An 18,458-nucleotide genomic window follows, 5' to 3' on the forward strand; every position below is an offset into this window, starting at 1 on the left:
CTCCTTGTTTCTTGCGGGGGTCGGGTCAGCCCTTGACGGCACCCTGCGTGACGCCCTCCATCACCCAGCGCTGAGTGAAGAGGTAGGCGACGATCGCGGGCGCCATGGCCATCAGGTACGAGGCGAAGGCGACGTTGTAGTTGTTGCTGAACTGGTTCTGGAAGAGGTTCTGCCGCACCGGCAGCGTCTGCAGCGCCGGGTCGGAGATGATCAGCGACGGCATCATGAAGTCGTTCCAGGCGTAGAGGAAGGCGAAGATGCCGACCGTGGCGCTCATCGGCGCGAGCAACGGGAAGATGAGCCGCCAGAACGTCTGCCAGGTCGTGGCACCGTCGATCCGCGCGCTCTCCTCCAGCTCGATCGGGATCGAGCGCAGGAACGCCGTGAACAGCAGCACGCTGAAGCTGAGCTGGAACATGGTGGCGAGGACGATCACGCCGAACGGGTTGTCGAGACCGACGCGCCCGGTGAGCTGGATCTGCGGAAGCGCCACGACGGGGAACGGGATGAACATCGCCGCGAGCAGATAGAAGAAGGAGTACCGGAACAGCCGGCGGTCCCAGTTGCGCACGATCGCGTACGACGCGAAGGCCGCGAGGACGATCGTCGCGATGACCGTCCCTGCCGTGACGAGCAGCGAGATCGCGGCGCCGACCGGGAACTTCGTCAACGTCCACGCCTGCACGAAGCCGTCGATGCTGAACGGCGCCGGCAGCGAAAACGCGTTGCCGTCGACCGCCTGGCCGGTGGTCTTGAACGCCATCGAGATCGTCACGTACAGCGGGATGAGGATGGTCGCCGTGCACAGGATCAGGATGATGGTGCCCGACCAGTTGACGCGCTCCATCTTCTGCCGCTTCCGGCGTCCGTCCGCGGGGATGGTGGTGAGGGTCTCCGTCGACATCAGAACGTGTTCCTTCCGCGGGTCAGCGAGAGCTGGAGGACGGAGATGAGCACGGCCACGATGAAGAAGATCGTGGCGTTGGCCATCTGGTAGGCGTAGTCGCCGCCGTTGAAGCCCGCGATGATCGTCATCGCGACGCTGCGGGTGGCGGTGCCCGGGCCGCCGTTGGTGAGGCCGACGATGATGTCGTAGGCGTTGAGGAAGCCCTTGAAGCCGAGGATCACGTTGATGACGACGTATCCGGCGACGAGCGGGATGGTGATGCGGGTGAGCTGCTGCGTGCGGCTGGCGCCGTCGATGCTCGCCGCCTCGTACACCTCACCCGGTACCGACAGGAGCCCGGCGATGTAGATGAGGAGCGTGCCGGGGACCGCCTGCCAGGCGGTGACGATGACGATCGCGACCCAGGCGAGGTCGGGATTGGCGAGCAGGCTCGTCTCCAGCCAGGGGATGCCGGTGGCCGCGCCCGCCGCGGGGATCGAGTTCGAGAACAGGAAGTTGAAGACGTAGGCGATGATGATGCCCGAGATCACCATCGGGATCACGAAGATCGTCCGCAGGCCCGTCTTGAACCGGATGCGGGACGTGAGGCCGACCGCCAGCAGGAAAGCGATGACGTTGACGACGATCACGGTCGCGATCGAGAACCCGAAGGTGAAGAGATAGCTCTGCAGGATGGCCGGGTCGCTGAACAGCGCGATGTAGTTCGTCAGCCCGTTGAAGCTCCACTCGCCGATGCCGATGGAGTCGGTGAAGCTGAAGAAGATGCCGATCACGCCGGGGACGGTGATCGCGAGCGTGAAGATCACGAGGGTCGGCAGGAGGAACAGGTAGTAGATCGGCTCGACGCGGCGCGTGTGGCGGCGGATCTTCCGCGGCCCGCCGGTGAGGATCGCGGTGGTGCTCGTCCCGGCGTCGGCGCCGGTGGTCGTGGTCGTGCTCATGGCGCGGACTCCTCTGTCTCGCCCGATGCGGAATCCTCGGAACTCGGGATGGGGGCGCGCAAGGCGATGCGAGCCCAGTCGGCGTCCATGGTGCGGAGGATGGACGACGGGGCGGCGCCGAGGACCATGGCCTGCGCGTAGTTGAAGATCGGGAGGGTCTTCGGGACGAGCACCGAGGGGCCCTGGTAGATCCGGCCCTCGTCGTAGTACGGGATCATGCCCTCGATGCGCGGGTCGTCCGGCGGCGCCGCGTCGGTCGTCGGGGTGAACCCGAGCTGCGACGCGTTGTACTCCTCGATGTTCTCGGGAAGGTAGAGGTACTCCAGGAAGTCGCGTGCGGCCTCTTGGTGCTTCGACTCCTCCGGGATCATGACCGCGAGGTCCATGTTCACGCGGACCGCGAGGTCGGCGGGGTCGTCCGTCATGGGCAGCGGGAAGGTGCCGAGGTCGAGGTCGGGGTCGGTCTTCGCGATCTCGCTGAACGCCCACGGCCCCTGCAGGTACATCGCGGCCTCGCCCTTCGCGAAGGCGAGGTTCCCGTCTCCGTACGCCCGGCTCGCGGCGTCCTCGTTCGTGTACTCGTCCGCGAGCACCATCATCTTGTCCATCGGCTCCGCGAAGTCCTTCTCGAAGGAGACCTCCGAGTCCGGGCCGACATCGGTGCCCTCGGCGGCGAGCGCATCGAAGAACGCCAGCACGTCGAGCGAGCCGCCGACGGCGTAGTCGTACCACCCCTGCCCGACCGTCCAGTCGTCCTTGAAGGTGGCGTAGAACGGGTCGATCCCGGCCTCACGGAGGCTGTCGCTGACGACGAGGAGCTCATCCCACGTCTGCGGCACCTCCAGGCTCTGCTCCGCGAAGATCTGCTTGTTGTAGATGACCGAGGCGGCCATGACCGAGTACGGCAGGGCGCTGGTGCGGCCCGCGCAGGAGCCGTACTGGTCCATGAGCGGCTGCAGGTCGTCGCGGATCCCGGCGGCGGCCTCGGTGTCGGAGAGGTCGGTGAGCGCGCAGCGCTGCACGAACCGGGCGACCTCGTAGTTGTAGTTGGCGAGCATGATGTCCGGCGGATTGCCCCGGACGAAGCTCGCGGAGACGACGTCGACGCCGGACGTGTCGATCTCCACCCGCACGTCGTCCTGCGACGCGTTGTACTCGGCGACGAGCTCCGTCATGAACGGGATGGCCTCGCGCTTGCTGAACGTGAAGCGGATGGTCTCCGCTCCACCGCCGGCGGCGCAGCTCGTGAGCGCCGTGCCGGTCAGCACGAGGCCGAGCGCTCCGGCGGCCCAGCGCACCGCCCGTGATCGTGTGGCAGACACCATCGTCCTTTCGTAGATCCGCGGAGTAAATCTAGTGAGCGAATTTAGTCCGTCTAGAGGTACTGTCTCATCTGGGCGACAGAAAGGTCAAGGGGAGTGGCAGAGGTCTCGACAGGACTCGGCACCGGCCGCGCGAGTGTGAGCGCGGTGCTCGACTTCGCCTGGACGGCCGGCGAGTTCACCGCCACCGAGGCGATGGCCGGCACCTCGCTCACCCGCTCCACGGCCATCGACGCCATCGACACGCTCGTCACCGCCGAGGTGCTGCGCGAGCTGCCGAACGCGCGCGCCATCGGCGACTACCGCTCCGGACGCCCCGCGCGCCGCTTCGCCCTCGCGGCGGACCTCGGCGTGGTGCTGGGCATCGACGCCGGCGACACGCACCTCGCGGTCACCGTCGCGGATCTGCTCGACCGCACGCTCGTGCATCATCGCGTGGAGGTCGACCCCGCGCAGAGCGCCGACGACCGCCGGGCGACGATCCTGCAGCACCTCGCCGCCGCGCGCGACGAGGCCGGGGTGCCCCCGGAGCGCGTGCTCGCCGTGTGCGCCGGTGTCGCCGCCCCCGTGAACCGCGACGGCATCTCACCCCCGCACCCCGACGGCTTCTGGGAACGCACGAACCCCGGCCTCGCGGACGCTCTGCGCGACTGGGCACCGGTGGTCGAGGTCAAGAACGACGCCCAGCTGGCCGCGATCGCCGAGGGGACGCTCGGGGTCGCCGTCGACTGCCGCGACTACGTGGCCCTGCTCGCCAGCGAGCGCTTCGGCGGCGGCGTCGTCGTCGACGGGCATGTACTGCACGGCGCCCACGGCGGCGTCGGCGAGGGCGTGGTGTTCGACCACATCGTCGGCGTCGGCTCGGCGGTGGGGCTGCGGCACGCGCTGGAGGAGCACGCCCGGGCCGCCGTCGCGGACGGCGAGGCTGCCGCCGACGGACCCATCGGCCGGCTTGTGGCGGATGGGCCGGTCGATCCCCGGTTGGTGCTGACGCTCGCCGCCTCCGGAGACGCCGACGCCCTCCGCGTCGCCGAGCGCGTGGGCGCCACCCTCGCCCGCGTCGTCGGGGTGCTCGGCAGCATGTACGACCCCGCGCGCGTGATCATCTGCGGCGCCGTGGCGGAGAGCATCGAACCCGTGCTGGCCGCCGCCCGCCGGATCCTCCCGGACGAGCTGCACCTGCCCGCACCCGAGATCCTCGCCTCGACGCTCGGCGCGGAGGTCGTGTCAGCCGGGGCCGTCGCGACCGCCCGGAAGGCCGCCCGGGAACGGGCCGTTCCCCGCCTCGCGGAACAGCGCCTCACCGCCTGACCCTCTCCCTCCCCCCGCCAGAACAGGCAAGCACGCGAGTTCAGGCTCTCCCACCCCTGGCAGCCTGTTCCCGCGCGAACGCCTGTGTCGCGGTCCCCTGTCGCGAGAACAGGCCCCCGCGCGCACTCAGGCGAACGCGGGAGTTCAGGCTCTCCCACCCCTAGCAGCCTGTTCCCGCGCGAACGCCTGTGTCGCGGTCCCCTGTCGCGAGAACAGGCCCCCGCGCGCACTCAGGCGAACGCGGGAGTTCAGGCTCTCCCACCCCTAGCAGCCTGTTCCCGCGCGAACGCCTGTGTCGCGGTCCCCTGTCGCGAGAACAGGCCCCCGCGCGCACTCAGGCGAACGCGGGAGTTCAGGCTCTCCCACCCCTAGCAGCCTGTTCCCGCGCGAACGCCTGTGTCACGCGTCGCACGGACGGGCTCGCGGTCAGGACAGTGTCGGCGGAATACCGAAGAGGCTGTGGAAGGCGGCCGTGCCGGCGGGAGAGATCGTCACGGCGCGCGAGGTCTGCTGAGCGTGGATCCAGCCCCTGTCACGCGCGGCGCGGAGGAGGACGGCTCCGAGGTGGCCCGAGAGATGCGAGCGCCGTTCGGTCCAGTCGAGGCAGCTCCGCACAAGAGGACGACGAGACGACGGCACCAAAGCATCCGGCCCCGCGATGCTCTCGAACAGGTCGCGCCCCGTCGCGGTCACCGCGAGGTCCGGCGTGAGGTGCCCCCGCTCGACGAGCACGTCGAAGAGGGCGACCCCCAGGCGACCGGCGAGGTGGTCGTAGCAGGTGCGGGCCAGGGCCATGCCGTCTCGCGCCGTCGCCGCACGAAGGCTCGAGACGGGAGCCGCTTTCCCGGCGTATGCCGTCGCGGCCTCGATGATGTGCGCGGCGTCGGGAGACGCGAGGGTGACGTAGGAGTGCCGCCCCTGTCGGCGGAGTGCGACGAGCCGGACGTCGAGGAGCGCCGTCAGGTGCTCCGACGCCGTCGACCTCGACACCCCGGCGGCATGCGCGAGCTCGCCGGACGTCCATGCCCGGCCGTCGAGGAGCGCCAGACACATCTGCACCCGGGTCGGGCTGCTGAGCGCGTGTCCCAGCTGGGACACGGACGAGGGATCGACGATCACGCCACGACGGGGTCGTCGAGGAGCGGCGCGCGGAAGTTGGAGCCGACCCGAGGCCCCTGGGCGAAGTAGTGGCGGAAGGCGTAGGAGAGAGGGTCCCACTTGTCCGTGTCGATGCGGTCCGGTCCGTGCGCCTTCAGGATGTCCTCGTGCACGTGGACCTGCAGGACCTCCGCTTCGACCGCCAGTGCGTCGCCGCCGTCGATCGGGATGATCTGCGCCACGCGCGCTTCGATCTGCACCGGACATTCTGAAATCCGGAACGGGATCACCGCGTCCGACGGGACAGGGGTGAAGCCCCCGAGACTCCATTTGTCCGGCTCATGCCGGTACGCGGGAACCTTCTCGGCGGGAACCGGCGAGCGGCCGGTGGTCGGCGCGATCGCCTCCACGGCGTGCACGAGGTCGGCGGAGGGGAGGTTGATGACGAGGTCCCTGACCCGTTCGATGTTCGCGGCCGCCTGTCCTTCGGCACCGAGCCCGAGCATGTACCGCGGCCCCAGCGCCCATGCGGACGAGATCGGGCTGATGTTCGACGACCCGTCGGGGTTGACCGTGGTGATCAGCGCGACGGGGGTCCCGAAGTACAACACCGGCAGGTCGACGCTCCGCGTGGTTCTCATCCGTCCATTCTCGCCACCCGACCGTTCGGGCCGCGCCGAAGTGTGGACTCCCTCAGTCCACCAGGAGCGCGGGCTCCTCGAGGATGGAGGCGACGTCGGCGATAAAGCGGCTCATGCCGTCGCCGTCGATCACGCGGTGGTCGAACGAGCCGGCGACCGTGGTCACCCAGCGCGGGCGCACCTCGCCGTCGACGACCCAGGGCTTCTGGCTGATCGTGCCCATGGCGACGATGCCCGCCTCCCCCGGGTTGATGATCGGCGTGCCCGCGTCCATCCCGAACACGCCGATGTTCGTGATGGTGATGGTGCCGTTCTGCTGGTCGGCCGGCGGGGTCTTGCCCTCGCGTGCCGTGAGCGTGAGCCGGTTCAGGGCGCGGGCGAGGTCCTTCATGCTGAGGTCCTGCGCGTCCTTGATGTTCGGCACGAGCAGACCGCGGGGCGTGGCGGCGGCGATGCCGAGGTTCACGTAGTGGCGCACGGCGATCTCGGCCCCGGCTTCGGTGTCGATCCAGGCCGCGTTGACCATCGGCGTCCGGCGGACCGCCCAGATCACCGCGCGGGCCATGATGAGCAGTGGCGAGACCTTGATGTCGGCGTAGTCGGGCGAGGCCTTGAGGCGCTTGACGAGCTCCATCGTGCGGGTGGCGTCGATCTCCTTCCACACCGTCACGTGCGGGGCGGAGTACGCGCTCTGCACCATCGCCGACGACGTCGCCTTGCGCACGCCCTTCACGGGGATGGACTCGGTGCGGTCGTCCCCGGCCGCCGACGGGCGCACGGGCGCGAGGCCACGCGCCAGGCCGGACGGGGCCTGCGGCGCGGGGACGGTCTCCTCCCGCACGCTCCCCCACTCCGGGGTCTCGATGTTGCGGAAGACGCTGGCCTGGGAGGCGTGCTTCATGACGTCGTCCCGGGTGACCTCGCCGTCGGCACCCGTGGGCGTCACGCTCGTGAGGTCGACGCCGAGGTCGCGGGCGAGCTTGCGGATCGGCGGCTTCGCGATCACGCCGACCGACGACCGCACGGGGCGCTCGGCCGGGCGCTTGCGTCGCGAGGTCGCGCCGCTTCCGGAGCCGTAGCCGACGAGCACCGACCCGCCGCCCTCCTCGGGCGCGGGCGCCTCCGCCGTCGCGACGGTGCCGGGGGCGACCGAACCGGTCCCCGAGCCGGCCGCAGGGTCGGTCACGAAGGTGATGATCGGGGTGCCGACCTCGACCGTCGCCCCCTCGTCGACGAGCAGCTCGCCGACCACGCCCGCGTGCGGGGAGGGCAGCTCGACGAGGGACTTCGCGGTCTCGATCTCGCAGATGACGTCGTTGATGGCGACCCGGTCGCCCGGGGCCACCTTCCACGCGACGATCTCGGCCTCGGTCAGCCCTTCGCCGACGTCCGGGAGGGGGAAGTTCTGCGTGCTCATGCGGAGTCCTTTCGTGGGCCGCGTTCACAACTCAGGAGACTCGAACCGGTGCGCGCCCCTGCGCCCGCGCTGGACGGGTGAAGGGGGCGGTTGTCCTGAGTTGTGAACATGGAACGTCGGTGTCAGTAGGCCAGGGAGCGGTCGACGGCTTCGAGGATGCGGTCGGCATCCGGCAGGTACGCGCCCTCGAGCTTCGCGGGCGGGAACGGGGTGTCGTAGCCGGAGACGCGCAGCACCGGAGCCTCGAGGGCGTAGAACGCGCGCTCCATGACGGTCGCGGCGATCTCGCTGCCGAGGCTCGTGAATCCCGGAGCCTCCTGCGCGTAGACCATGCGTCCGGTCTTGCGCACCGACCCGAGGATCGGCTCGTAGTCCACCGGCGACAGCGAGCGCACGTCAACGACCTCGCAGCTCGTGCCCTCGGCCTCGGCGAGCGCGGCGGCCTGGAGCAGCGTCGTCACCATGGCGCCGTGTCCGACGAGCGTGACGTCGGTTCCGGTCCGCACCACCCGCGAGGAGTGCAGCGGGACGGCGGAGGCGTCGAGCTCGACCTCGCCCTTCGGCCAGTACCGGCTCTTCGGCTCCAGGAAGATCACCGGGTCGTCCGAGGCGATGGCCTCCTGGATCATCCAGTAGGCGTCGTTCGCGGTGGACGGCGACACCACGCGCAGACCGGGGGTGTGCGTGAAGTAGGCCTCCGGGCTCTCCTGGTGGTGCTCGACCGCCCCGATGTGCCCGCCGTACGGAATGCGGATCACGACGGGCAGCCGCAGCGACCCCTCGTGCCGGTTGGTGAGCTTGGCGAGCTGGGTGGTGATCTGGTCGAACGCGGGGAAGACGAAGCCGTCGAACTGGATCTCGACGACGGGACGGAATCCGGCTATCGCGAGGCCGATCGCGGTGCCGACCAGGGCCGACTCCGCGAGCGGGGTGTCCAGCACGCGCTGCTCCCCGAAGTCGCGCTGCAGGTGCTCGGTGATGCGGAACACGCCGCCGAGCTTGCCGATGTCCTCGCCCATGAGGATGACCTTCGGGTCGTCCTCCATCGCCTTGCGCATACCGGCGTTCAGCGCCTTGCCCAGCGGCATGGTCTCCCGGGTCACTGGCCTTCTCCTTCGAACGACGCCTCGTAGCGGGCGCGCCAGGCTTTCTGCTCCTCGATCAGCGGATGCGGCTCGCTGTACACGTGGTCGAACATGAGGTCGGCGCGGGGCGGGCCGAGCTGCACGGTGCGGGCGCGGAGGTCTTCCGCGGCATCGGCGGCCTCGGCGTCGACCTCGGTGAAGAAGCTCTCCTCGGCGCCGCGGTTCTCCAGGAACGCGCGCATCCGGACGATCGGGTCCCGCCCGGCCCACGCGAGCTCCTCGTCGTCGCCGCGGTACTTCGTGGGATCGTCGCTGGTCGTGTGCGCACCGAGCCGGTAGGTCACGGCCTCGATGGCGCGGGGTCCGCCGCCGGCGCGCGCCTCGTCGAGGGCCACCCGGGACACCGCGTAGCTGGCGAGCACGTCGTTGCCGTCCACGCGGACGCTCGGGATGCCGTACCCGGCGCTGCGCTGCACGAGCGGCACGCGCGACTGCGTGGTGACGGGGACCGAGATCGCCCAGTGGTTGTTCTGCAGGAAGAACAGCGTCGGGGCCTGGTAGCTGGCCGCGAACACCATGGCCTCGTGCACGTCGCCCTGGCTGGAGGCGCCGTCGCCGTAGTAGACGACGACCGCCTCGTCGCGCTCAGGGTCGCCGGTGCCGGTGCGCCCGTCGAACGTGAGGCCCATCGCATAGCCGGCGGCGTGCAGCACCTGCGAGCCGAGGACGAGCGTGTAGAGCCGGGTATTGCCGTTCTTCGGGTCGGTCGGGTCCCAGCCGCCGTGGGAGACGCCGCGCATGAGCTTGATGATGTCCACCGGGTCCACGCCGCGGATCCGGGTGACCGCGTGCTCGCGGTACGAGGGGAAGATCGTGTCCTGTGCGCGGGCGGCCCGACCGGAGCCGACCTGCGCCGCCTCCTGTCCGCGGCTCGGCGGCCACAAGGCGAGCTGGCCCTGGCGCTGCAGGTTGGTGGCCTGGGTGTCGATCGCGCGGATGCCCACCATGTCGCGGTAGAACTGCGCGAGCTCGGCGTCGGGGATCGCCTCGATGAGCGGCAGGTACTGCTCCGCGGCGGGCGTCGGGGCGACCTTTCCGGTCTCGTCCAGAACGCGCACGAGGGGGGTCTCAGAGGTGCTCACGGTCCCCACGCTACCCGCGTCGGCATGCCGGGTCACGCATACCTAGGACGCCCTCGTATCTCCCCGGAACCCCGAGATTCCGCGGTTCGCAGGGCGGTGCCGCGCTCAGCGGAGGGTCGCCGCGACCTCGAGCACGCGGGCGACGGCCGCCTCCTCGCCGACGGAGATCCGGATGCCGTCGCCGGAGAACGGACGCACGATCAGGTCGGCGTCGACGAACGCCGCCGCGACCTCGTCGGTGCGCGCGCCGGTCGGCAGCCAGACGAAGTTGCCCTGGGCGTCCGGCACCTCCCAGCCCTGCGCTCGGAGCCCCTCGACGAGACGGGCGCGACGTTCGACGATCACGGCGACGCGCTCCAGGAGTTCGGCTTCGGCGTCGAGGCTCGCGATGGCGGCGTTCTCGGCCGCGGACGTGACCGACAGCGGGATGCCGGTCGTCCGTGCCGCGTCGAGCACCTTCTCGTGGCCGATCGCGTAGCCGACCCGGAGGCCCGCCAGACCATAGGCCTTGGAGAACGTGCGGAGGACGACCACGTTCGGGTGCGTCTCGAACACGCGCTCGGCCAGGCCGTCGACGGCATCGGGGGCGATGACGAACTCGGCGTAGGCCTCGTCGAGGATGATGAGCACGTCGGACGGCACACGGTCCACGAACGCCGCGAACTCGGCAGAGGTGACGACGGGTCCGGTCGGGTTGTTCGGGGTGCAGACGATGATCGCGCGCGTGCGGTCGGTCACGGCGTCGGCCATCGCGTCGAGGTCGTGGCGGGAGTCGGCCGTCAGCGGCACCTGCACCCCGGTCGCGCCCGCGACCAGCGGCAGGCTCGGGTACGCCTCGAATGACCGCCAGGCGTAGACGACCTCGTCGCCGACCGAGGCAGTGGCGAGGACGAGCTGATGCAGGATCGCGACACTGCCGGAGGCGACATGGACCTGCTCGGGCTCGACCCCGTAGCGGGCCCCGAGCCGCGCACGCAGGCGGCCGGCGGTGGCATCGGGATACCGGTTCATCGGCGTCGTGTGCTGCAGCGCGTCGAGGACCGAGGGCAGCGGGTCGAACGGATTCTCGTTGCTGGAGAGCTTGAAGGCCTCGGGACCGGCCTGCTTGCCCTGGCGGTACGGCGCGAGGGAGGCGATGGCGGGACGGATGCGGGGCAGGGTCGGCTCGGTCACGCGTCGAGTCTAGGACGTGCGGCCCGCCACCCTTTCGAGGCCGAGGGCCCGGTGATACCATTCTGGTATGGCTATGACGGTGCGACTCCCTGAGGAACTCGATGCACGGCTCGAAGACATCGCACGAGCCCGGCACGTCTCCAAGCACGCCGTGATCATCGAGGCGGCCACCCGGTTCGCGGACAGCGAGTCCAAGACCGATCGAGTTCTGGCGCTCGCGGACGAGGTGACCGAACGCTACGGCGACGCCATCACGCGCCTCGAAGACGCCTGATCGATGGCCACCGAGTACATCGAGCCCGAGCAGGCCCTCGCGCTGATCGCGAAGCTCGGCCTGCATGTGCGCGACGAGGGCCTGCTCTTCTCCGCTCTGGCGCGACCCGCCGCCGGCATGTTCGGCGTCGATGCGTATCCGACGTTCGCGGAGAAGGCGGCGGCCCTGATGAGCTCCGTCGCCCAGAATCACGCACTGTTCGACGGGAACAAGCGCACAGCGCTCTATCTCACCTTCATCTTCATCCGGCTGAACGGCTACGACATCACCTTCACGAACGACGAAGCCTTCGAGTTCGTCATCGATGTCGCGCAGAGCCGGATGGATCTCGGGGAGATCGCCCAGGTTCTCGCCGCCCACATCCGTCCGGTGGACGACCGCGGCTGACACCGCGGGCCCCTCGTGGGAGACTGAACGCATCATGCGCTTCATCATCCGGGTCGTCGTCAACGCGTTCGCCATCTGGGTCGTCACGCTCATCCCCGTGCTCCAGGTCACGGTGCGCGCCTTCCCGCCGGGCGAGACGCTCCAGCTCGTCCTGACGCTGCTCGCGGTCGGAGCCCTCTTCGCGCTGGTGAACACCATCATCGGCACGGTCGTGAAGATCGTCGCCTTCCCGCTGTACATCCTCACGTTCGGCCTCATCGGCTTCCTCATCAACGGCTTCCTGCTCTGGCTGACCGCCTGGATCACCAGCAGCTTCGGGTGGGGTCTGACGGTCGAGTCGTTCTGGTGGGGCGTTCTCGCCGCCCTGATCATCTCGATCATCAACGGCATCTTCGGCTTCATCCTGCGCCCGCAGAACAAGCGCTCCCGCCGCGACTGACCCGCCTGCGGACGGCGCGTGCGGCTCACGGATCGGGGAGCACACGCTCCGCGCGGTACTCGGTGCGTTCGACCGTGACGGCGCGGTCGAGGTCGGCCCAGTAGGCGTCGAGAGCCACCGCTCGCGGGTCGGCGGAGGCGTCCACCATCGCCGCGGTCTCGATGTAGTTCTCCAGCGAATGCGTCTCGAGCGCGAGGTCCTGGCGACCGGCATCCGGATCTCCCACCCGACTGGCGGTGAAGCTGTCGGCGGACCCCGTGCCCTCCCTCGCCCCTCCTGCGGCGAGCGCGGACACCGCGTCGTCGGTGTGCCGGAGCTGCACGAGCGTCTGGTCGGCGGGGAGCATCGGCTCGACCGGGCTCCCGGCGGTGATCTGGGTCGTCACCGTGAACGCGCTCTCCATCGACAGGTGCGCTGCGATCATGCCGCCCTGCGAGTGCGCGACGACGTCCACCCGATCCCCAGGTCTCGCACCCGTCGCGACCAGCGCGTCGAGGGTCGCCTGATACGACGCGGACCGGCCCCCGGTGTAGAGCTCGATGTTCGACTTCATGTCCCAGGCCTCGGGACCCCCGCCCTCGCGCAGCGACATCGAACGGCTGCCCGAGACGTAGACGACGTAGCGCGGAGATTCGCCCGGAACCGTGTACTTCTCGATCGCCAGCTGCGCGCCGCCGGCAGACGGCATACGGCGGAAGGCGCTCGCCAACCCGCTCGGCGCCCCGGCCGGACGGGAGCGCGAGGTGACCGATACCCGCACCGGATCCGCCGTCGCACCGAGCACCATCCCGGGCCGCACGCGCCCCAGCCCCGACGTCACGCCGACGACGGCGCCGCCCAGGAACATCGGCGGGAGCAGCCCTCCGGCGTCGAACTGATCGCCCAAGCCGCGGAAGCGTCGGTCGTCCGCTGTCCGTTCCTGCGCGTCGGCCAGCGCGGCCAGACGCTCGTCGGCGGCGAGGAGCAGCCGCAGGCGCCCCTCCACCGCAGCAGCCGCAGCCGTATCCGTCCGCGCCAGCGCCTCCGCCTGCGCCCGCAGCTCGACGACCTCGTACACCTCGGCCATGAGGTCGAGATCGGCGGCCGTCTCCTGGACACGCGCCGCGAGCGCCTCCAGCGCCGTCACTGCGGACCGCAGGGACCACGCCGCCGACGCCAGCGCTGTCCATGCTGCGGAGCCGAGCAGCGCCTCGACACGCCCCACCGCGTCCTGCACCTCCGCACACACCGGCACGACACCCCGCACCCGCGCCGCGAGCTCGCGGAGCTGCGCCGTGTCCACCGCGATCGCGCCGCCGTGGTCGATGTTGAGCCCGCTCATGCACCCGCGACCTCCCCGCGGCACGCCTGCAGCATCCGGCGCACCGTCGCCGTGTCGTCCGACAGCCGCCAGAGGGCCCACCGCAGCGCCTCGACGCCATCGGACTCCCAGGCGCACGCGTCACGCAGAGCCGTCAGCGTGGAAGCCAGATCGTCGAGCCCCGCGAGGGCGGCGTCCAACTCGGACAGCACCCGAGCCCGCAGCGCAGGATCGACACCGGGAGAGAGGGCGGTGAGGGCGAAGGACGACATGGACCCAGCCTCCCGCCCAGGCCGTGTCCGTTGCGGCCAGGGCCCCCTCGGACGGCCGCGACCAGTGGAGAGCCGGTTCTCCCCCAGGGCCGTGCAGGAGGGTCGAGCCGCACCACGATCCGATGCCCGCTGTGCAGGAACGGCATCGACCGGCAGAATGGATCCGTGACAGCCCGAGATCCCTTCCGCGTGATCTTCGTCTGCACCGGCAACATCTGCCGCTCCCCCATGGCGGAGGTCGTGTTCCGGGACCTCGCGGAGCGGCAGGGTCTCGGCGCCCAGATCGTCTCGCGCAGCGCGGGCACCGGGGACTGGCACCTCGGAGAGCGCGCCGACCACCGCACCATCGACGCCCTCGCCCGCCGCGGATACGACGGCTCGCTGCACCGCGCCCGCCAGTTCACCGCCGCCTCCTTCGCTGAGAACGACCTCGTCGTGGCCCTGGACCGCACGCATGAGCGCATCCTCCGCGAATGGGCCGGGGACGAGGATGAGGACGGCAAGGTGACCCTCCTCCTCGCTTTCGACCCCGACGCCTCGACGCATGACGTCCCCGACCCGTACTACGCGGGCCCGGAGATGTTCGATTCGGTGCTCGGTATGATCGAGACGGCGACTCGCGGCTTGTTCCGCCAGCTCGAACCCGCCCTGCGCCTGCCCCGCACGCCCCGAGCCTTCGGGGCCTGATCAGGAGGATTCCCCTGACTTTCCAGCCTTCGCTCCCGCCCCAGCCCCTCAGCCCCCTCGACGGCCGCTACCGCGCCGCCGTCACCGGGCTCGCGGACTTCCTCTCCGAGGCCGGACTCAACCGCGCCAGGGTCGAGGTGGAGGTGGAGTGGCTGATCGCCCTCACCGACCGTTCGCTGTTCGAGACGACTCCGCTGTCGGACGACGACAAGGAGCGCCTGCGCGCGCTGTACCGCGACTTCGGGCAGGCCGAGATCGACTGGCTCGCCGAGAAGGAGGCCGTCACGCAGCACGACGTGAAGGCCATCGAGTACCTCGTGCGCGACCGGCTCTCGACGCTCGGCCTCGACCACATCGCCGAGCTGACGCACTTCGCCTGCACGAGCGAGGACATCAACTCCGCGTCCTACGCCCTCACGGTCAAGCGCGCGGTCGAGGAGGTCTGGCTCCCGGCCCTCGACACCGTGATCGCGAAGCTGCGCGAACTCGCGGTCGAGCACGCCGACGCCGCCATGCTGTCCCGCACGCACGGCCAGCCCGCGACACCCTCGACCATGGGCAAGGAGCTCGCGGTCTTCGCCTGGCGCCTGGAGCGCGTGCGCAGCCAGATCGCCGGCTCCGAGTACCTCGCGAAGTTCTCCGGGGCGACCGGCACCTGGTCCGCCCACCTCGCAGCCGACCCCGATGCGGACTGGCCGACCATCGCCCGCGAGTACATCGAGGGTCTGGGTCTCGGGTTCAACCCGCTGACGACGCAGATCGAGTCGCACGACTGGCAGGTCGAGCTCTACGACCGCGTGCGTCACGCCGGCGGCATCCTGCACAACCTGGCCACCGACATCTGGACCTACATCTCGCTCGGCTACTTCGCGCAGATCCCGGTCGCCGGGGCCACCGGCTCCTCGACGATGCCGCACAAGATCAACCCGATCCGCTTCGAGAACGCCGAGGCCAACCTCGAGATCTCGGGCGCCCTGCTGGCGTCGCTCGGCCAGACACTCGTCACCAGCCGCCTGCAGCGCGACCTCACGGACTCCACCACACAGCGCAACATCGGCGTCGCGTTCGGGCACTCGCTGCTCGCTCTCGACAACCTGCGCCGCGGCCTGAACGCGATCTCGCTCTCGCGGGACGTGCTGCTCGCCGACCTCGATGTGAACTGGGAGGTGCTGGCCGAGGCGATCCAGACGGTGATCCGCGCCGAGGTCGTCGCCGGCCGGTCGAGCATCCAGGACCCGTATGCGCTGCTCAAGGAGCTCACGCGCGGTCACCGCGTCGGTGCCGCCGACCTCGCCGAGTTCGTGGAGGGCCTGGAGATCGGCGACGCGGCCAAGCAGCGCCTCCTCGCGCTGACCCCCGCGACCTACACCGGCATCGCGGAGCGCCTCGCCCGCTGAGAGCTAGGAGCCCGACTCCCCGGAGCGCTCCTCGACCCTGTCCTTCGGCATGAACGACGCCGCCAGGAGGGTGAGAACCGCGGTCACGGCGACCGCGACGAAAACCCACACCGACGCGTGGACGATCGTCGCGGGGTCGTCGGGTCCCGCACCCTGCGCGATGACCGCGTTCGAGATCGCCCCGAACACCGCCACACCCACGGCGCTTCCCGCTGACCGCGCGAACGCGTTCATCCCGGTCACCGCTCCGCGCTCTCCCCAGCCGACCGAGGCCTGTGCGGCGATGAGGGTCGGGGCCGCACTCCACCCGAGCCCGAAGCCGAGGAGGAACGCGATGCCGGCGACGACGAACGGGTTCGGCCAGGAGGCGACGGCGGCGAGCGCGACGGCCGCAACGGTCGTGATGCTCATGCCGATGAGAGTGGTACGACGGAAGCCGATGCGCAGGTACAGCCGTCCGGCGTTCGCGGCGGCGAGCGGCCAGCCGAGTGTCAGAGCGGCCACCGCCAGACCCGACAGCAGCGGGGCGATCCCCAGGGATCCCTCGAGGTAGGCCGGGGCGAAGCTCGTCACGCCGAGCATCAGGGCCCCGATGCCGAGCGAGACCAACGTGGTCGTGAGGATGAGCCGACGGGTCACGAGGCGCAGATCGACGATCGGCTCCGCCACCCGGCGCTCGACGAACCCGAAGGCGACCAGCGCGACCGCCCCGATCCCGAAACAGAGGGCGCTCGGCACGGACAGCCATGCCCAGGCGTTCCCACCCTCCAGCATGCCGAGGATGAGCGCCGTGAGTCCGATGGTGAGCAGCACCGCTCCGCCGTAGTCGATGCTGTGGCGCTGGGTCTGCTTCTGCTCCCTGTACGTGCGCAGCAACATCCATCCGGCGATCAGGCACAGGGGCACGTTGATCCAGAAGATCCAGCGCCAGGCGTCGAGCTGGGCGAAGATGCCGCCGAGTGCGGGGCCCACCACCGAGGAGACGGCCCAGACGCTGGCGACGTATCCCTGCACCTTGGCGCGCTCGGCCACCGTGTAGATGTCACCGACGATGGTCATCGACATCGGCGCGACGGCACCGGCACCGATGCCCTGGATGATGCGGAACACGATCAGCGCCGGCATGCTCCAGGCGAAGCCGCAGAGGACGGATCCGAGCAGGAAGAGGGCGATGCCGAGCAGGATGATCGGCTTGCGGCCCACGGTGTCGGCGAACCGCGAGTAGATCGGCACGCTCACGGCCTGCGCCAGCAGATACACGGAGAACAGCCACGGGAACTGCTGGTAGCTGCCGAGGTCGCGCACGATGCTCGGCACCGCGGTCGCCAGGATCGTGGCATCGATCGCGATGAGGCCGGTGGCGAGCATGAGCGCGCCGAGGATGGGTCCCCGCTCCGACCGGAGTCCGATGGAGGCGCGGTCGACGGAGGCAGTCACTCCAGAGACAAGCGGAACGACCTCACCGATATTCCGCCCGATCTCCGCGTCACGACGAGGCGGGGCGTCCCGGCTCGTCGGTGGTGCCGTCGCTCGCGCCCTCGTCTTCCGCGTCGTACAGCACGGGGCGGTCGACGGTCTTCGTGACGTCAGCGGGATCGACCGCGAGCATGAGCATCGCGAGGATCAGAAGGGTCGCGATGAAGGCGCCGCCGCCGACGACGAGGCTCAGCGCCACGGGGGTGAGGCCCTCGTAGGTGCCGTTCGCGATGGCGGTGTTCACGCGGAGGGTGAAGGCGCCGGTGGAGACGAGGGTGACCACCATGGCGAACACGCCGCAACCGAGCGCGATGCCGAGCAGGTGGAGGGGCCGCAGGATGTCCCGTCGGGTGGGCTTGTCGTCGCTCATCGCTCTCCTCCGTGCTCCACAGGAGCCGCATCGTTCTCGGGGGCGGCAGCGACGTCATCGGCGTCCGCGCGCTTCGGGGTGAGGCCGGCGATGCCGAGGAAGACGGCGACGATGGCCGCATACCCGCCGAACATCCCCACGCCGAGGATGATGCCGGACAGCTCGAACGTGCCCGCCTTCTCGATCGTGTACTCCTGGACGAAGCCCGACGGGATCAGCAGCAGGACGACCGCGAGGAGCACGCCCAGCGCGCCGACCGTGATCGCGTCGGTGGCGAGCGCTCCCCCGACGCGGCGGGCGCGGATGCCGGCGAGCAGCTCGAGGCCGCCGCTGAGCACGCCCCAGGTGATGAGCACGATGAAGAACATGTCGTCCGTGCGCCAGGCCGGCACGCCGCCGGCCATGCCGGCGATCGCACTCACGACCGCGAGGAGGATCGCCGACCAGCGCGACCCCGCCGGCAGGACGAGCCAGGCCGCGAGGATGTGCACGAGGGCGGTCACCAGCGCGAAACCGCTGAAGACGGCGAGACCGACCGCCGCGGAGTGATCCGAGGAGAAGGTGATCATCAGGGCCGCGACGGCGGCGAACAGCGCACGCAGCAATTGCACGTGGCGCATGGTGAACGCGCGAGCAGGGACAGACATGACGGCCAGATCCTCCGGGGTTTCCCCACCAGTCTACGCGGGGCCAGGAGCCGGAAGCGCCCGGGGATGCTCGTGAAGCCCGGCGGATCTCCCCAGATCGATTGCCGGGCTTCACGACATACGCAGCAAGGGGGGCATCACTGCGTCGGGCCACTGCCGCAGGGTCGGGCAC

20 protein-coding genes are annotated in these 18,458 nt (G+C 70.1%); 6 read left to right on the forward strand and 14 right to left on the reverse strand.

The window, feature by feature from the left end:
- Positions 1-25: 25 nt before the first annotated feature.
- Genes BLU02_RS09230 through BLU02_RS09240 form a run of 3 tightly spaced genes read right to left on the reverse strand, consistent with a single transcriptional unit; the run spans position 26 to position 3,173 of the window.
- Positions 26-904, reverse strand: coding sequence for a carbohydrate ABC transporter permease (locus tag BLU02_RS09230; RefSeq protein ID WP_060923493.1), 879 nt, complete (start codon positions 902-904; stop codon positions 26-28).
- A complete protein-coding gene (locus BLU02_RS09235) occupies positions 904-1,848 on the reverse strand; it encodes a carbohydrate ABC transporter permease (RefSeq protein ID WP_172400071.1) in 945 nt (314 codons plus the stop codon). Before BLU02_RS09235 ends, BLU02_RS09230 begins: the two co-directional genes overlap by 1 nt.
- The gene (locus tag BLU02_RS09240) at positions 1,845-3,173 is read right to left on the reverse strand and encodes an ABC transporter substrate-binding protein (protein ID WP_174521462.1); all 1,329 of its coding nucleotides are present in this window, start codon (positions 3,171-3,173) and stop codon (positions 1,845-1,847) included. Before BLU02_RS09240 ends, BLU02_RS09235 begins: the two co-directional genes overlap by 4 nt.
- Positions 3,174-3,266: 93 nt before the next feature.
- Between BLU02_RS09240 and BLU02_RS09245 the strand changes: the two genes are divergently transcribed.
- Positions 3,267-4,481 carry an ROK family protein gene (locus tag BLU02_RS09245; RefSeq protein WP_083370949.1) on the forward strand — a complete coding sequence of 405 codons (1,215 nt, stop codon included), beginning with the start codon at positions 3,267-3,269 and terminating at the stop codon, positions 4,479-4,481.
- A 426-nt stretch (positions 4,482-4,907) separates the two neighbouring features.
- Here the strand turns inward: BLU02_RS09245 and BLU02_RS09250 are convergent, their stop codons facing one another.
- The 6 genes from BLU02_RS09250 to BLU02_RS09275 form a co-directional block, all read right to left on the reverse strand.
- On the reverse strand, positions 4,908-5,579 hold the full coding sequence (locus BLU02_RS09250; RefSeq protein WP_197676687.1) for an ArsR/SmtB family transcription factor: 672 nt from the start codon (positions 5,577-5,579) through the stop codon (positions 4,908-4,910).
- A gap of 17 nt (positions 5,580-5,596) precedes the next feature.
- Positions 5,597-6,220: a flavin reductase family protein gene (locus BLU02_RS09255; protein WP_060922583.1), complete on the reverse strand. Its 624-nt coding sequence runs from the start codon at positions 6,218-6,220 to the stop codon at positions 5,597-5,599.
- 52 nt (positions 6,221-6,272) lie between these two features.
- On the reverse strand, positions 6,273-7,637 hold the full coding sequence (locus BLU02_RS09260) for a dihydrolipoamide acetyltransferase family protein (RefSeq protein ID WP_025102745.1): 1,365 nt from the start codon (positions 7,635-7,637) through the stop codon (positions 6,273-6,275).
- Positions 7,638-7,759: 122 nt separating this feature from the next.
- Positions 7,760-8,725 carry an alpha-ketoacid dehydrogenase subunit beta gene (locus BLU02_RS09265; RefSeq protein ID WP_060922587.1) on the reverse strand — a complete coding sequence of 322 codons (966 nt, stop codon included), beginning with the start codon at positions 8,723-8,725 and terminating at the stop codon, positions 7,760-7,762.
- 11 nt (positions 8,726-8,736) lie between these two features.
- Positions 8,737-9,864: a thiamine pyrophosphate-dependent dehydrogenase E1 component subunit alpha gene (locus tag BLU02_RS09270; protein WP_060922588.1), complete on the reverse strand. Its 1,128-nt coding sequence runs from the start codon at positions 9,862-9,864 to the stop codon at positions 8,737-8,739.
- Between the two features lie 105 nt (positions 9,865-9,969).
- The gene (locus tag BLU02_RS09275) at positions 9,970-11,037 is read right to left on the reverse strand and encodes a histidinol-phosphate transaminase (protein WP_060922582.1); all 1,068 of its coding nucleotides are present in this window, start codon (positions 11,035-11,037) and stop codon (positions 9,970-9,972) included.
- Positions 11,038-11,104: 67 nt separating this feature from the next.
- Here BLU02_RS09275 and BLU02_RS09280 point away from each other — a divergent pair, with 67 nt between their 5' ends.
- The 3 genes from BLU02_RS09280 to BLU02_RS09290 are packed head-to-tail and all read left to right on the forward strand — an operon-like array spanning position 11,105 to position 12,137.
- The gene (locus BLU02_RS09280; RefSeq protein WP_060922581.1) at positions 11,105-11,311 is read left to right on the forward strand and encodes a ribbon-helix-helix protein, CopG family; all 207 of its coding nucleotides are present in this window, start codon (positions 11,105-11,107) and stop codon (positions 11,309-11,311) included.
- Between the two features lie 3 nt (positions 11,312-11,314).
- On the forward strand, positions 11,315-11,698 hold the full coding sequence (locus BLU02_RS09285; protein WP_082750084.1) for a type II toxin-antitoxin system death-on-curing family toxin: 384 nt from the start codon (positions 11,315-11,317) through the stop codon (positions 11,696-11,698).
- 34 nt (positions 11,699-11,732) lie between these two features.
- A complete protein-coding gene (locus tag BLU02_RS09290) occupies positions 11,733-12,137 on the forward strand; it encodes a phage holin family protein (protein ID WP_060922580.1) in 405 nt (134 codons plus the stop codon).
- A gap of 25 nt (positions 12,138-12,162) precedes the next feature.
- On the opposite strand, the gene BLU02_RS09295 is transcribed toward BLU02_RS09290, so the two are convergent.
- Together BLU02_RS09295 and BLU02_RS09300 are read right to left on the reverse strand one after the other, a co-directional pair.
- Positions 12,163-13,458 carry a hypothetical protein gene (locus BLU02_RS09295; RefSeq protein ID WP_060922579.1) on the reverse strand — a complete coding sequence of 432 codons (1,296 nt, stop codon included), beginning with the start codon at positions 13,456-13,458 and terminating at the stop codon, positions 12,163-12,165.
- On the reverse strand, positions 13,455-13,709 hold the full coding sequence (locus BLU02_RS09300; protein ID WP_060922578.1) for a hypothetical protein: 255 nt from the start codon (positions 13,707-13,709) through the stop codon (positions 13,455-13,457). The genes BLU02_RS09295 and BLU02_RS09300 overlap by 4 nt, the downstream gene beginning before the upstream one ends.
- Before the next feature lie 165 nt (positions 13,710-13,874).
- Here BLU02_RS09300 and BLU02_RS09305 point away from each other — a divergent pair, with 165 nt between their 5' ends.
- Both BLU02_RS09305 and purB read left to right on the forward strand, forming a co-directional pair.
- Entirely contained in the window at positions 13,875-14,396 is a 522-nt protein-coding gene (locus BLU02_RS09305) for a low molecular weight protein-tyrosine-phosphatase (RefSeq protein WP_174521439.1), read from the forward strand.
- Between the two features lie 14 nt (positions 14,397-14,410).
- Positions 14,411-15,793: an adenylosuccinate lyase gene (purB, locus tag BLU02_RS09310; RefSeq protein WP_060922576.1), complete on the forward strand. Its 1,383-nt coding sequence runs from the start codon at positions 14,411-14,413 to the stop codon at positions 15,791-15,793.
- A 3-nt stretch (positions 15,794-15,796) separates the two neighbouring features.
- Here the strand turns inward: purB and BLU02_RS09315 are convergent, their stop codons facing one another.
- From BLU02_RS09315 to BLU02_RS09325, 3 genes are read right to left on the reverse strand one after another with little or no spacing between them, the layout of a single operon-like run.
- Entirely contained in the window at positions 15,797-17,230 is a 1,434-nt protein-coding gene (locus BLU02_RS09315) for an MFS transporter (protein ID WP_060922575.1), read from the reverse strand.
- Positions 17,231-17,279: 49 nt separating this feature from the next.
- Positions 17,280-17,639, reverse strand: a complete 360-nt coding sequence (locus tag BLU02_RS09320) for a hypothetical protein (RefSeq protein WP_060922574.1) — start codon at positions 17,637-17,639, stop codon at positions 17,280-17,282.
- Positions 17,636-18,286 (reverse strand): hypothetical protein, encoded by a 651-nt coding sequence (locus BLU02_RS09325; RefSeq protein WP_060922573.1) that lies wholly within the window; start codon positions 18,284-18,286, stop codon positions 17,636-17,638. Before BLU02_RS09325 ends, BLU02_RS09320 begins: the two co-directional genes overlap by 4 nt.
- Positions 18,287-18,458 lie beyond the last annotated feature (172 nt).

It is taken from the genome of Microbacterium paraoxydans (genome assembly GCF_900105335.1).
GTDB classification, from domain to species: domain Bacteria; phylum Actinomycetota; class Actinomycetes; order Actinomycetales; family Microbacteriaceae; genus Microbacterium; species Microbacterium paraoxydans.

What these genes read in the sequence shown, in the direction of transcription:
- BLU02_RS09230 (WP_060923493.1), bottom strand. Translation starts at nt 904, where the DNA reads ATGTCGACGGAGACCCTCACCACCATCCCCGCGGACGGACGCCGGAAG.
- BLU02_RS09235 (WP_172400071.1), bottom strand. Translation starts at nt 1,848, where the DNA reads ATGAGCACGACCACGACCACCGGCGCCGACGCCGGGACGAGCACCACC.
- BLU02_RS09240 (WP_174521462.1), bottom strand. Translation starts at nt 3,173, where the DNA reads ATGGTGTCTGCCACACGATCACGGGCGGTGCGCTGGGCCGCCGGAGCG.
- BLU02_RS09255 (WP_060922583.1), bottom strand. Translation starts at nt 6,220, where the DNA reads ATGAGAACCACGCGGAGCGTCGACCTGCCGGTGTTGTACTTCGGGACC.
- BLU02_RS09260 (WP_025102745.1), bottom strand. Translation starts at nt 7,637, where the DNA reads ATGAGCACGCAGAACTTCCCCCTCCCGGACGTCGGCGAAGGGCTGACC.
- BLU02_RS09265 (WP_060922587.1), bottom strand. Translation starts at nt 8,725, where the DNA reads ATGCCGCTGGGCAAGGCGCTGAACGCCGGTATGCGCAAGGCGATGGAG.
- BLU02_RS09280 (WP_060922581.1), top strand. Translation starts at nt 11,105, where the DNA reads ATGGCTATGACGGTGCGACTCCCTGAGGAACTCGATGCACGGCTCGAA.
- BLU02_RS09285 (WP_082750084.1), top strand. Translation starts at nt 11,315, where the DNA reads ATGGCCACCGAGTACATCGAGCCCGAGCAGGCCCTCGCGCTGATCGCG.
- BLU02_RS09290 (WP_060922580.1), top strand. Translation starts at nt 11,733, where the DNA reads ATGCGCTTCATCATCCGGGTCGTCGTCAACGCGTTCGCCATCTGGGTC.
- BLU02_RS09295 (WP_060922579.1), bottom strand. Translation starts at nt 13,458, where the DNA reads ATGAGCGGGCTCAACATCGACCACGGCGGCGCGATCGCGGTGGACACG.
- BLU02_RS09300 (WP_060922578.1), bottom strand. Translation starts at nt 13,709, where the DNA reads ATGTCGTCCTTCGCCCTCACCGCCCTCTCTCCCGGTGTCGATCCTGCG.
- BLU02_RS09320 (WP_060922574.1), bottom strand. Translation starts at nt 17,639, where the DNA reads ATGAGCGACGACAAGCCCACCCGACGGGACATCCTGCGGCCCCTCCAC.
- BLU02_RS09325 (WP_060922573.1), bottom strand. Translation starts at nt 18,286, where the DNA reads ATGTCTGTCCCTGCTCGCGCGTTCACCATGCGCCACGTGCAATTGCTG.